Below are 13,348 nucleotides of genomic sequence, written 5' to 3'. Positions count from 1 at the left end.
ACTTTATTATCTATTATTGCTAATTTTGTTTATTTTATTTGCTATAATTTACTTATGAAGAAAAATACCTATGAAAAAAGAACAAAAATTGCTAATGATGCTATGAATTATATTTATAAATATATAGATACTGATATTAACATTGATGATTTAAGTATTGAGTTGAATATTAGCAAGTTTCATTTGCATAGAATTTTTAAAGATGAGTTTGGGAAAAACATCTATGAAAGTATAAAATCAATTAGATTACAAAAAGCATCAAATTTATTGATTACAAATAAATACTCTACTATTACAGATATAGCAAATATGACAGGGTATAGTTCACAAACTTCTTTTCTACGGGCCTTTAAAGAAAGATTTATTATGACTCCTAAAATGTGGAAAAGTGGAGGTTACAAAGAGTATTCAAATAAAATAGTTGAAAAAATATTAAACCCAAATAATTTAATAGATAAAAATATAGATTTCTCAAAAATAGAACCAAGTATTGTAAAAATGCCTGAACTAAAAGCATATTATATTAGACACCAAGGTTATGATATAAGTATTAAAAAAACGTGGCAGAAACTTCAAACTTGGATTTATACAAATGATTTAAAAGATTATAAACAAATGGCATTACACCATGATAATCCAATTATCACTCCCCTTGAAGAGTGTCAGTATATTGCAATGATTGTTCTTGAAAATGAAAATGGATCTTTAGAAAATCTATCTTTGCCTACACTTAATATTCCTAAAGGTATTTATGCAAAGTTTTCTTTAAGAGGCAAATATGGAGATGTAATAAAGCTTATTCAATGGGTTTATCATACATGGTTGATAGAAAGTGGATATGAGACAACAACAAACCCTTCATACACTATTTATTACAAAAATCATTTTCTAAGTAGTGATGAAGAGTTTATCTTAGATTATTATTTACCTATAAAGTATGTTTGAGTTTTCTTTTAAATTTGACTTCAGCAATTATAGTTGCAAGAACAATTAATACAGCACCACTTAATTGAATAGAAGTTAATGTTTCAGAAATCATAAAGTATGCAAATATAGCTGCACTTACGGGTTCCATTGCAAAAATAATGGCTGTTTTACTAGCAGTTGTGAATTGTTGCATATATGTTTGAATTAAAAAAGCATAAACAGTTGCAAATATAGCTGTTATTAATACAGCTTTAAAAAATGCATAATCATAAGATAGATTAAAAGTAACATCATCTAAACTTAATGAAAAAATTAAAGATAAAATCGTAACGGTTATTAGTTGAAATAGTACTAATAAAAATACATTTACCTCTTTTGAAAATTTCCCTGTATATATTATTTGAAGAGCAAATAGGAATGCACATATTAAAGTAAGAAATTCTCCAATTCCAACAGTCAAAGTTCCAGACATAGTAAGTGAATAAAGACCAATAACAGCTACAATTGCAGCAATGAAAACTTTTTTTGATATATGATCTTTAAAAATCAGATAAGCTAAAAATGGAACAAAAATAACATTTAATCCTGTGATAAATGCAACAATAGAACTTTTTGTATATAAAAGTCCAAAAGTTTGCGTAGCAAAAGCTGAGAATAGAAATGTTCCTAATATCACACCATAAAAAATAGTTCTTTTGTTTATTTGGTTTAAATATTTATAAGCTATAAAAAACATTAAAATTGATGCAATGCCGAATCTAAAAAATAAGAAAGCGTAAACAGGAGTTGAGTTTATGGCATCTTGAACCATTAAAAATGTAACACCCCAAGCAATGGCCACAGATAAAAGTAATAAATCTGCTCTTAATTCATATAATTTTGATCTCAAAATATTCCTTTAAAATAAAAGCGGAAATTATATCATATTAATTAATATAAGAGATTATATATAAATTGTATATAAATTATAACATTGTGATATAAAAAATTAAAGAAAACTTTAGTATGATTAATGTTTAGCAAATAAAAAAGAGTGTAAATGACAGATAATATAATTTCGATGACTAAAATAAATAAATTCTATGATGACTTCCATGTTTTAAAGAATATAGATTTTAGTGTAAAAAAAGGTGAAATAGTTGTAGTTTGTGGACCAAGTGGTTCTGGTAAATCTACACTTATTCGATGTATAAATGGACTTGAAGATATAGATGATGGTGATATTATTGTTGATAATATAGATATTCATGCTAGTAAAAAAAATCTTCAAGCAATTAGAAGCGAAGTTGGTATGGTATTTCAGCATTTTAACCTTTTCCCTCATTTAACTATTTTAGAGAATATTACAATTGCACCTACACTAGTAAAAAATATGAATAAAAAAGAAGTTAAACAAATAGCTATGGATTTACTTGAAAAAGTAAAACTTGCAGATAAAGCTAATTCTTATCCTGCTGATTTAAGTGGTGGTCAAAAACAAAGGGTTGCAATAGCAAGATCATTGGCAATGAAGCCAAAAATCATTCTTTTTGATGAGCCTACATCAGCACTTGATCCTGAAACTATTGGTGATGTACTTTCAGTTATGAAAGATTTAGCACATGAAAACTTTACTATAGTGTGTGTAACTCATGAAATGGGATTTGCAAAAGAGGTTGGGCATAGAATTGTATTTATGGATCATGGTGTAATTATTGAAGAAAACACACCTGAAGAGTTTTTTAATAATCCTTCAAGTGATAGAGCAAAGAAATTTCTAAATGAAATTTTGACACATTAATAATTTAATTTAAAAACAAGGAGAAAAGTATGAAAAAATTAGTTATGGCATTTTTGGCTTTTGCAACATTAAATATGTTTGCAGCAGATTTAGATTTATGGAAGAATTCAACATTGAATAAAATTATTCAAAGTGGTGAATTAAGAGTTGGTATGGAACCTGGTTACATGCCTTTTGAAATGAAAGACAAAAAAGGTAATATCATAGGTTATGATGTTGACATGGCTAGAAAAATGGCTAAAGATATGGGTGTTAAGTTAACACTAGTTCCAACTTCATGGGATGGAATTATTGCAGGTCTTATTACTGATAAATTTGACATTATTATGTCAGGTATGACTATTACTCAAGAAAGAAATTTACAAATTAATTTTGCTAATCCTTATATTGTTGTTGGTCAAACTGTTATGATGGATAAAAAATTAGCAGATACTATTAAAACTGCAAAAGATTTAGATAAACCTGAATATACAATTGTTACTAAACTTGGAGTTACAGGTGAAATTGCAACTAAAAAATTCTTTAAAAAAGCAAAAATCGTAACTTTTGAAACAGAAGCTGATGCTGCTGCTGAAGTTTTAAATGGTAAAGCTGCTGCAATGGTTTATGATCAACCTTACAATGTATTATTTATGAGTGATAAAGGTAAAGATAAATTAGTTCATTTAGATACTCCTTTAACTTATGAGCCATTAGGTTGGGCTATTAGAAAAGGTGATCCTGATTTCCTTAATTGGTTAAATAACTTCTTAAGACAAGCTCAAGAAGATAAAGTTGTTGGATTTAGTGATGAGTTATATCAAAAATGGTTAGTTGAAACTGACTGGTTACAAAGAGTTCAATAATAGATGGCAAAAAAGCATCAATCATTAGCACAAAATAAAAATGTAGGGCATTTAATTGCCCTATGTTTTTATATAGCAGTTGGATATTTTTTATATATTGCTGCATCAAATATGAATTACATATGGAAGTGGAACTCAATTCCTGATTATTTTGTATATACAGAAACTAAAACAGTTGAAGCGCCTGCAAATGGTAAATTAATTGTCCAAGATGGTATCTACTATTTAGAAAATAGTGATGAAAAAGTAAAGCTTAACTTAGATGCTTCATATAAATTTTCTTACGTATTAGGTGAAGATGTTTACGAGGGTGATTATATTGCTACAAAATCACAGAAAAAAACAGGACCTATTTTAAATGGTCTTTGGGTTACTCTAAAAATTTCTTTTTTTGCAGCAATCTTAACTTTTATTCTGGGAACAATAGTAGCTTTTATGAAGCTTTCTTCCTATCAATTTTTAAAAGATATTGCTACTGTTTATATAACCATTGTAAGGGGAACACCTTTACTTGTACAAATATTTTTATTCTATTTTATAGTTGCAAATATATTTGAATTGGATAGATTTGTAGCAGGGGTTTTAGCTCTTGGTATTTTCTTTGGGGCTTATATGGCGGAGATTTTAAGAGGTGCAATTCAATCTATTGACAAAGGTCAACTTGAAGCTGCAAACTCTTTAGGAATAACTAAATTTCAGGCTATGAGATATATTATCTTACCTCAAGCTTTTAAAAGAGCATTACCAACACTTGTTGGTGAAATGATTGCACTTATAAAAGATTCTTCTTTAGTTTCTGTTATATCAATTACTGATTTAACAAAAGTAGGAAAAGAAATAGTTGCAAACACTTTCTCTCCCTTTGAAACATGGATTGTAATTGCTTTAGTTTATCTATCAATTACTTCAGTTTTAAGTTATGTGGGACATAAATTAGAAAAAAGAATGGCTGAAAAAGGTGGAATGAGTTAAAGTGGATGCTTTAGCTACTTTTTTACAGCAATCGATTACTTTTTTTGCTATTTTGGACCCTATTGGTATAAGTGCAATTGCTTTATCAATACTAAGTCCAAATATTACAAAAACACAAATAAATAAGGTAGCTTACAAAGCTACCATTACAATTATCATTGCTTTTTTTGTTGTATTAATTTCAGGTGAAATGCTTTTAAAACTTTTTGGTATTGATGAAAATTCTTTAAAAGTAATGGGTGGTATTGTTCTTATTTTAATGGCAATTTCTATGGTAAATGGAACAACAAAACCAAAAGATGATAATACTTTAGATGAGAAAAACAATGAAGAGTTATCTGTAATACCCCTTGGTATTCCAATTGCTTTTGGAACAGGATTATTTACTACTATTATAATTTTTAAGCATCAAGCTCAAACTGCCTTAGATCTGTTTTCTATTTCAATGGCCTTTTGTTTAAATGCTTTAGTTTTTTATCTAATTTTAAAAAACTCAATTTATATTAAAAAATATTTAGGTCTTACGGGTCAAAATATTATTACAAAACTTATGGGTTTAATTGTAGGAGCCATTGCTGTTCAATTTATTGTTGGTGGAATTGTAAGTTTGAGTAAAGGGTATTTAGGTGCTTGATATATATTTAAAAGGTTTTATTGTAACTTTTTCATTAATAGTTGCAATTGGTGCTCAAAATGCTTATGTTTTAAAACTAGGACTTTTAAAACAATATGTATTGCTTGCTGTATTTTTATGCATATTATTTGACACTATTTTAATAACAGCTGGAGTTTATGGACTTGGATTTTTTGTTCAAGGAAATCAATTACTTATAAATATTATTGCAATAATTGGGATTGTATTTCTAACTTTTTACTCTTTTTTATCTTTTAAATCTGCATTTAAAAATGAAAGTTTAGAAATTGATGGGAAAACTAAAACTAATCCTTTAAAACAAGTTATTGGTATGCTTTTAGTTTTTACATTTTTAAATCCACATACTTATTTAGATACAGTTTTATTAATTGGTGGAATTGGAGCAAATATACAAAATGATTTAAAAATATATTTCCTTTTAGGTGCAATTAGCGGTTCTGCTTCATGGTTCATACTTTTAGGTTTTGGGGCTAGACTTTTAATTCCTTTATTTAAAAAGCCAATCACTTGGAAAATTCTTGATATTTTAATTGGAATTATTATGCTAATTATTGCTTATACTTTAATAGATTTAATCAAATATTAGTTAATATAATTATTCAAAGGTTAAATTATGAATAATACAAGTGTAGAAAAAATAGGCTGTTTTAATACTATTATTGATCCATATAATGGACTAACAATTGATAGTAAAAATCTTCCTAATACAAAAGAAGAGTTTGAGTTAAATCTTGATTTTTTAATAGAAGAAGTAAAATATAAAAGAAATCTTATTTGGATTTATATTGATATTACAAAATCAGATTTTATTCCAATTGCAATTTCAAAAGATTTCTTTTTTCATTCTTGTGATGAATCTTATGTACTAGTGGTAAAAAGAATAAAAGAAAATGCAATTATTCCAACAGCTGCAAATCATACTTTAGGTGTGGGTGCGGTTGTAATAAATGATAAAAATGAAATATTAGTAATAAAAGAAAAAATCTCAAACCTAGGATATAAACTTCCAGGTGGTCATATTGATAATAGTGAAATGATTTCCACAGCTCTTGAAAGAGAAGTTTTTGAAGAAACAGGAGTTATTGTTGAGTTTGAATCAATCATCTCTTTAGGGCACTTCTATCCACACCAATTTCATAAATCAAACTTATATGTACTTTGTATTGCAAAGCCCAAAAGTTTAGAAATAAATATTCAAGATACTCAAGAAATCTTAGATGCAAAATGGATTGATGTAAATAGATATTTAGAAGATGATGAAGTTTTAGCTTACTCAAAAGCAGTTGTATTTGCATCTTTGGAGTACAAAGGATTTATCAAAGCAAATCAAGAAGTTCTATGTCATATTAAAAAAGATTTTGAGCTATTTTTCCCAATGGAAAGTAAGACTCTTGTATAATACATTTTAAATATAAAGGAAAATAATAATGAAACAAATAATATCAACTACAAAAGCTCCAAGTGCAATTGGACCATATAATCAAGCAACAGCATTTGATAAACTACTTTTCTTATCAGGACAAATTCCATTAGTTCCTCAAACTATGGAAATTATTGAAGGTGGAGTAAAAGAGCAAACTGTACAAGTTATGGAAAATTTAAAAGCAGTTTTAGAAGAAGGAAATTCATCTTTTGAAAATGTGCTTAAAACAACTTGTTATCTGTCTGATATGGACAACTTTGTAGCTTTTAATGAAGTATATGCACAATATTTCCCAGCTGAAACTGCACCTGCACGAGCTACAATTGCTGTTAAAACTTTACCAAAAAATGTTTTTGTTGAAGTAGATGCAATTGCTTTTAAAAACTAGGGAATCTTTTCTCTAGTTCTACTTCTTTAAATAATAAATTTCTTTTTTTACTGAATATCTATAATTCTTTAATATTTGTATCATTGCATATTGTATGATATACTTACACTTAATAAATGTATATTAAGGATGTGTAATGACAGCTACATATAACAAAAATGCAAAGAAAAAAGCTACAAATATAAGTATAAATTCTGATTTATTAGAAAAAGCGAAAAAATACAAAATAAATGTTTCTGCAAATGTTGAAAAAACTCTAGAAGAGTTAATACGACAACATGAAATTCAAAATTGGGAAAAAGAAAATAGAGAAGCAATAGCTTCTTATAATCAAAGAATATCAGAAAATGGTCTTTTTTCTGATGGATTGAGAAGTTTCTAATGGCTCAATTTGATGTATATGAAAATATAAATGAAAAAACAAAAGAACAAATTCCTTTTCTATTAGATATTCAAAATGATATATTAAAAAATGTATCTTCAAGAGTTGTGATTCCTTTAGTAATTAGTAAAGAAGCAATTGACTTTTTAAATCCAAAATTTGTTATAACTGAAATAGATGTAATTTTATCAACTGCTGAACTTGCAAGTATTCCTATGGAAATTTTAGGAAATAAAGTTTGTTCTTTAAAAGATAAAAGAGAAGAGATTATTGGAGCAGTTGATTTTTTGGTTACGGGGTTTTAGGTTTAACTTTTTGTTAGTTTTATAAATAATTATATAAAGGAGTATATAAATAAATGTCAGTTCCTAAAAATCATCATTATATTTCAAAATTTTATTTAAGAAATTTTACAGAATCAGGTGACGAAAAAGAAATGTTATTTGCTTATGATAAAGTAAAAAATAACTATTTTAGATCTAATCCAGATGACATATGTTATATCAAATATTTCAATAAAATCTCTTTTCCAGAAAGGAATATATAGTTGAGACTGAACAAGCAAAAGTTGAAAGTGTACTAGCTATAAGTTTTAAAGAAATTATTGAAACAAAAAACTATCCTAATGATGAACAACTAGTCCATATTTTAAATTTTATAGCTTTAGTTAGTTTACGGAATCCAAAAACTAGAGCTATATTTGATAAATTATATACCGATATTGCAGATAAATTTATGAGTATGACTATGTCATCAGAAAAAATATATAAAGATTAATGTTTACAAGCAGGGATTAAAGAAGAAGATATACCCCCCCCTATGAAGAACAGAAGAAATTTACAGAGGATAAAAGTAGGTACACTCTTGAAGTAAATCAAGAGGTTCATATTAAATCTGAAATTGAAGCTATTGAAGAGTTAGTAAATATTTTATATCAAAGAAACTGGTATCTAATTATATCAGATGAGACTATTGGTGAATTCATTACCTCAGATTATCCTGTTTCAATTGCCCCACTAAATAAATCTGATAATTTACAACATCTTGGATTTGGAATGAAAAATACAGAAGTTTGTTTTCCTATCTCTAAATATTTAGCATTTAGTGGAATATTTGAAAATAAAAAACAAAAAAAGTTTATTGCTACAAAAGATATAGTTAATAAAATTAATAAAGCAACTTATGACTTTGCAAATAAGCAAGTATTTTCAACTAAAAAAATAGATTTCAATATTAAGAATATGTAATACTAGAAGGAATTTTAAATGAAAGAACTAGATAAAGTATATTATATTAATAAAAATAGATTATTTATTTTAGGAGCAGGATTTTCTGCAGGTGCAGGTATTCCCCTGATGGATACACTTTTAAAGCTTACTATGGATAAATTTAAAAGTGAATCAGAAATTTCTGAAAGAATAGATAACTATGTAAGAATATATAAAAATTTAAAAGATGATGAAGATATAGATTATTCAAAAATAGATTTTTATGAATTATGTGATTTTTTAGAATTTATTGAATTAAGAGAGTATGGTGCAGGAGAAAGATATAAAGACTATGGTTCAAGAGAAAAAATTTCATTAAGATATTACTTGTCAAAGACTATTTCTGAGAAAACACCTTATGAAGATATACCAGATATTTATATAAAGTTTGCAGAACAATTGCATGATAAAGATATAGTTCTATCATTTAATTGGGATTTACTATTAGAAGCTTCATTAATAAAAGTAGGTAAGAAATATACTTATAATTTTGTAGAAGAAGGTTGTATCAATCTTGCCAAACTTCACGGTTCTATAAATTGGAGAATTACAAAACCATATAGAGATGATGGGTTAAATTGGACACCGTTGCATCCTGAATATGATAGAACAAAATTAGAAATTTATAAATCTGATATGTTACATAATAATAGATATTGGAGAAACAATACTTCTTCAATAGAACCTTTTTTAGTATTACCAGGATATGGAAAAGCTTTTGATGTGAGATTTAATGCTTTGCATTGGTATAAAATAGAAAATATATTTAATTTTACAAAAGATATTTATATAATAGGATTGAGTTTAGCAAAAGATGATTTCTTTATAAAAAACTTATTTCTGTATACTTTACAATATTTAAAAGACCATTCTAGTTTACATGATGGAGTGAAAGAGTTATTTATAATTAATCCTGATGATAAAATAAATGAAATTTATAGTTTTATATCTAAATATAAAAATACAAATATTATTAAAGACTATTTTTCTATTTCTCATATAGATGAAATGAGAAATAGGCTAGAGTTAGAAACTATCAAAAATACAAAATGCTGAACTTAAATGAATTAGAATTAAAACAAGAGATTAACTTTTAGATAATTAAATCTTTAAGAGTGATTAGAAAATTCAAGAGTAGAAAAAGATAAATTAATTGGATATGAAAATTTAGATATTTTAGAAAAACTAAAATAATCTATTTCAAATTCAATCCAACTCTTTGTTTTTTAAATATATGAATAAATATAAAAACCCTATATTGACAAAAGGTACTATATTAAGTACAATATTTAATATCAAGAAAGGATCTGAAATGCAAGCAATTTTAGCAAAGTATACGGCCAGTATTACTGAACTTAAAAAGTCTCCTACTCAATTGCTAAATCAAGCAGATAATGAAGTTATCGCAATTTTAAATCATAATATTCCAAGTGCTTATTTGGTTCCAAGTAAATTATATGAAAAAATGATGGATATTATAGATGATTATCATTTATCTCTTGAAGTTGAAAAATCTCTAAAGGATTCAGATACACCAATTAAAGTAAACTTAGATGACTTATAATCTTGAATTTAAACCTAAAGCTTTAAAAGAATGGAGTAAATTAGGGTCTACTATAAAAGAACAATTCAAAAATAAGTTAAAAGAGAGATTAGAAAATCCAAGAGTAGAAAAAGATAAACTAAGCGGATATGAAAATGTTTATAAAATCAAATTAAGAACAGTTGGTTATAGACTTGCCTATGAAGTAAAAGATGAAGAAATAATCGTTCTTGTACTAAGTGTTGGAAAAAGAGAAAATGATAAAATTTACAAAAATTTAAAAGGTAGATTTTAACTTTTTACTCTTTATCAAAACAACCTATCTCAAACTCAACCCAACCCTCTGTTTCTCTAAATCAATACTAATAACCTTGATATTTTTCAACTGTTGATTTATACTTAGTACATCCATAGGATGGGAGATTCTTTTTTCGCTTATTTGTGAAATATGTATAAGTCCATCATTTTTCAGGCCAATATCTACAAAAGCTCCGAAGTCTGTGATATTTCTTACAACTCCACTTATTATGAATCCTTCTTTTAGGTCTTCTATTGTTTTTATATCTTTTGAAAACTCTATTGTGTCAAATTCACTTCTTACATCGTAACCTGGTTTTAAAAGTTCACTTATAATATCTTTTAAAAGTAGTGGAGGGCAGTTTAGTTCTTTTGATATTTGCTCAATTTGATTATCTTTTATCTCTTCTATTTTGTAATTCTTTTGTAAGTTTTTTACGACATCATAATTTTGTGGGTGAATTGCTGTATTATCTAAAATACTTTTACCATCTTTGATTCTTAAAAATCCTACGGCTTGTTCGTATGCTTTTTCACCTATTCCTTTTACCTCAAGTAATTCTTTTTTTGAAGTGAATTTTTTGATTTTATTTTTATGTGCAATGATATTTTTTGACATAGTTTCACTAATACCTGAAATAAAAGAGAGTAGTTTATATGAAGCTGAGTTTATATCAACTCCTACTTTATTTACTAAATCAACTGTTACATTTTCAAGTTTTGTGTTTAACTCTTTTTGGTTTACATCATGTTGATATTGACCAATTCCTAGTGATTTTGGATCAATTTTTACTAAAGCAGCCATTGGATCTCTAAGTCTTTGAGCTATTGAGATAGCTCCTCTTATTGTTACATCTAGGTTTGGATATTCTTGTATTGCTATTTTTGAAGCTGAATAAACACTTGCTCCTATTTCACTTACAATAGCAAATTTTACATCTAATTTATTTTCTTCTATTAATTTTGCTACAAAAGCTGCTGTTTCTTGTGAGGCTGTTCCATTTCCTATTGCTATTGAGTTTATTTTATATTTTTTAATAAGCTCTAATACTATTTTAGAAGAGCTTGTAAAATCTTCTCTTGGTTTTGTGGGATAAATTACATTTGATGCTAGATAATCACCATTTATATCTATAACTGCTAACTTGCATCCACTCACATATCCTGGATCCATTCCTAAAATCACTTGATTTACAAGTGGTGGTGTTAGTAGTAGTTCTTTTAGATTTTTTCCAAAAAGTATTATTGCATCACTTGATGCTTTTTCTTTTAGTTCACTTAATGCTTCTCTTTTTAAACTTGGAAGTAATAGTCTTTTTAATCCATCTTTATAGGCTTGAAAAACTAACTCTTTTGAGCTTTCGGCACTTGATGGGATTTTATATTTTTTTATATTTTCTAAAATATAGTTTTCATCAACTTCGATTTTTACTGTTAATTCTTTTTCATTTACAGCTCTTGAAATTGCTAGAAATCTATGTGATTTTATATATTTTACTTTTTCACTAACATTTGCAACACTTACATAAACTCCATTTTCATCAAATGTCTTTGTTCTTTTAGTCTCAAGTATTCCATAGTTTAAAACAATATTTCTAATCACTTCTTTTGTTCTAAAATCATCTGCATATCTTTGAGCAATAATATCACTAGCTCCTGAGATTGCATCTTCTATATTTACTACTTCTTTGCCTAAAAACTGCTTTGCTTTTTTATTTACTTCTTCAAGTGAATATTTCATTGATTGAATTATATTTGCAAGTGGCTCTAAACCATTTTCAATTGCAGTTGATGTTCTTGATGATTTTTTATCTTTAAAAGGTGCATATATATCTTCAAGCATTTGCAAAGTTGTTGCAGTATTTATATGATTTTGTATTTTATCATCTAAAAAATTTCTCTCTTTTAAAATAGAAAGAATCTCTTCTTTTCTTCCTAGTAGTTTTAAAGAGTAGTTATAAATATCTTCAAAATCACGAAGTTGTTCATCTGTAGCATTTGAAGTTAAATCTTTTCTATATCTAGCAATAAATGGAATAGTGCAACCCTCATCTAAAAGTTTTAAAATATTTTCAACAGTAACTTTTGAGAAGTTTGTTTTTTCTATTAAAAGAGTGATTAGATTATTAGTCAAGAATCACCTCTTTAAAATCACTTCTTGTTCCTTTAATAGGATTATTTGATTTTGCTCGAACTGTATATACAAAAGATATTTTTGCTTTATCAGAGTGGTTTTTACTTGCATGATGAAGTGTTTTACAATGAAAAAATACAACATCACCTTTTTGCAAGTTATTAGAAGTTCTTTGATGTATTAGTTCTATATTTTCACTATTTTCATCTAAAAAATTTGACTCAGAATCAAATCTATCTTTTGAAAAATTCATTTTATGAGAAGCTGGAATAAATTCAAGTAATCCATTATCTAAATACTCATCTCCTAAAGCTAACCATACAGAAACTAGATTATCATTTTCAAAATTCCAATAACGTCTATCTTGATGCCAAAATGTTCTTGTACTGTCATGGGGTAGTTTTGTCATAATTGAGTTATGATGAGCAAGTGTTAATACAGGAGTATCATTTAAAAGTTGTATTAAAATAGGTCTGATTTTATCATTTGTCATCCATTTTTTAAATACTTCTTCTCTATCATAAACTTGTCTTAGCCTTCGCACTGTGATTTCATCTGCATCTTTTTGCATATATTCTTGTTCACTCTCAATTGGAGCAATCTTATTTTTCAAATGTACTTTTGCTTTTTCTAGAATTTCATCACAAAGTTTTGAATCGGCAAAATTCTTAAGAAGAAGAAATCCATTTTCATGGAATTCTTTTAGTTGATTTTCATCTAGTGTCATTATATCT

General features: G+C 26.8%; 17 protein-coding genes and 1 pseudogene. 15 read left to right on the top strand and 3 right to left on the bottom strand.

Annotation, left to right across the window (positions count from 1 at the left end; translation table 11 throughout):
• Positions 1 to 54 precede the first annotated feature (54 nt).
• Positions 55 to 945, top strand: a complete 891-nt coding sequence (locus tag AACT_RS13365; protein WP_172127679.1) for an AraC family transcriptional regulator — start codon at positions 55 to 57, stop codon at positions 943 to 945.
• Here AACT_RS13365 and AACT_RS13360 read toward each other — a convergent pair.
• The gene (locus AACT_RS13360; protein WP_172127677.1) at positions 929 to 1,816 is read right to left on the bottom strand and encodes a DMT family transporter; all 888 of its coding nucleotides are present in this window, start codon (positions 1,814 to 1,816) and stop codon (positions 929 to 931) included. The two genes, AACT_RS13365 and AACT_RS13360, sit on opposite strands and share 17 nt — an antisense overlap.
• Before the next feature lie 162 nt (positions 1,817 to 1,978).
• Between AACT_RS13360 and AACT_RS13355 the strand changes: the two genes are divergently transcribed.
• From AACT_RS13355 to AACT_RS13290, 14 genes and pseudogenes are all read left to right on the top strand, one after another.
• The gene (locus AACT_RS13355) at positions 1,979 to 2,707 is read left to right on the top strand and encodes an amino acid ABC transporter ATP-binding protein (protein WP_172128701.1); all 729 of its coding nucleotides are present in this window, start codon (positions 1,979 to 1,981) and stop codon (positions 2,705 to 2,707) included.
• A 29-nt stretch (positions 2,708 to 2,736) separates the two neighbouring features.
• The gene (locus AACT_RS13350; RefSeq protein ID WP_172127675.1) at positions 2,737 to 3,552 is read left to right on the top strand and encodes a transporter substrate-binding domain-containing protein; all 816 of its coding nucleotides are present in this window, start codon (positions 2,737 to 2,739) and stop codon (positions 3,550 to 3,552) included.
• 3 nt (positions 3,553 to 3,555) lie between these two features.
• Positions 3,556 to 4,524 (top strand): amino acid ABC transporter permease, encoded by a 969-nt coding sequence (locus AACT_RS13345; RefSeq protein ID WP_172127673.1) that lies wholly within the window; start codon positions 3,556 to 3,558, stop codon positions 4,522 to 4,524.
• A 1-nt stretch (position 4,525) separates the two neighbouring features.
• A complete protein-coding gene (locus AACT_RS13340; protein ID WP_172127671.1) occupies positions 4,526 to 5,158 on the top strand; it encodes a MarC family protein in 633 nt (210 codons plus the stop codon).
• Complete coding sequence (locus tag AACT_RS13335; RefSeq protein WP_172127669.1) at positions 5,151 to 5,765, top strand: LysE/ArgO family amino acid transporter; 615 nt, start codon at positions 5,151 to 5,153, stop codon at positions 5,763 to 5,765. The genes AACT_RS13340 and AACT_RS13335 overlap by 8 nt, the downstream gene beginning before the upstream one ends.
• Before the next feature lie 27 nt (positions 5,766 to 5,792).
• The gene (locus tag AACT_RS13330; RefSeq protein ID WP_172127667.1) at positions 5,793 to 6,578 is read left to right on the top strand and encodes an NUDIX hydrolase; all 786 of its coding nucleotides are present in this window, start codon (positions 5,793 to 5,795) and stop codon (positions 6,576 to 6,578) included.
• Between the two features lie 28 nt (positions 6,579 to 6,606).
• Entirely contained in the window at positions 6,607 to 6,990 is a 384-nt protein-coding gene (locus tag AACT_RS13325) for a RidA family protein (RefSeq protein ID WP_172127665.1), read from the top strand.
• A gap of 136 nt (positions 6,991 to 7,126) precedes the next feature.
• Entirely contained in the window at positions 7,127 to 7,372 is a 246-nt protein-coding gene (locus AACT_RS13320) for a type II toxin-antitoxin system CcdA family antitoxin (protein WP_172127663.1), read from the top strand.
• The gene (locus AACT_RS13315) at positions 7,372 to 7,677 is read left to right on the top strand and encodes a CcdB family protein (protein WP_172127661.1); all 306 of its coding nucleotides are present in this window, start codon (positions 7,372 to 7,374) and stop codon (positions 7,675 to 7,677) included. Before AACT_RS13320 ends, AACT_RS13315 begins: the two co-directional genes overlap by 1 nt.
• Positions 7,678 to 7,730: 53 nt before the next feature.
• Complete coding sequence (locus tag AACT_RS13310; RefSeq protein ID WP_172127659.1) at positions 7,731 to 7,919, top strand: DUF4238 domain-containing protein; 189 nt, start codon at positions 7,731 to 7,733, stop codon at positions 7,917 to 7,919.
• A 316-nt stretch (positions 7,920 to 8,235) separates the two neighbouring features.
• Positions 8,236 to 8,619 (top strand): annotated as a pseudogene (locus tag AACT_RS13305) (DUF4238 domain-containing protein); the annotation flags it as partial.
• An 18-nt stretch (positions 8,620 to 8,637) separates the two neighbouring features.
• Positions 8,638 to 9,696, top strand: a complete 1,059-nt coding sequence (locus AACT_RS13300; protein ID WP_172127657.1) for a hypothetical protein — start codon at positions 8,638 to 8,640, stop codon at positions 9,694 to 9,696.
• Between the two features lie 256 nt (positions 9,697 to 9,952).
• Positions 9,953 to 10,204, top strand: a complete 252-nt coding sequence (locus AACT_RS13295) for a type II toxin-antitoxin system Phd/YefM family antitoxin (RefSeq protein WP_172127655.1) — start codon at positions 9,953 to 9,955, stop codon at positions 10,202 to 10,204.
• Positions 10,194 to 10,478: a type II toxin-antitoxin system RelE family toxin gene (locus tag AACT_RS13290; protein ID WP_172127653.1), complete on the top strand. Its 285-nt coding sequence runs from the start codon at positions 10,194 to 10,196 to the stop codon at positions 10,476 to 10,478. The genes AACT_RS13295 and AACT_RS13290 overlap by 11 nt, the downstream gene beginning before the upstream one ends.
• 24 nt (positions 10,479 to 10,502) lie before the next feature.
• On the opposite strand, the gene AACT_RS13285 is transcribed toward AACT_RS13290, so the two are convergent.
• Positions 10,503 to 12,614: a helix-hairpin-helix domain-containing protein gene (locus tag AACT_RS13285; RefSeq protein ID WP_172127651.1), complete on the bottom strand. Its 2,112-nt coding sequence runs from the start codon at positions 12,612 to 12,614 to the stop codon at positions 10,503 to 10,505.
• Positions 12,607 to 13,341, bottom strand: a complete 735-nt coding sequence (locus AACT_RS13280) for a phytanoyl-CoA dioxygenase family protein (protein WP_172127649.1) — start codon at positions 13,339 to 13,341, stop codon at positions 12,607 to 12,609. The genes AACT_RS13285 and AACT_RS13280 overlap by 8 nt, the downstream gene beginning before the upstream one ends.
• Positions 13,342 to 13,348: the final 7 nt, after the last annotated feature.

It is taken from the genome of Arcobacter acticola, assembly GCF_013177675.1.
Taxonomy (GTDB): Bacteria; Campylobacterota; Campylobacteria; order Campylobacterales; family Arcobacteraceae; genus Aliarcobacter; species Aliarcobacter acticola.
Note: the sequence above shows the minus strand (reverse complement) of the source record. Positions and strands in the feature narration are given on the sequence as shown.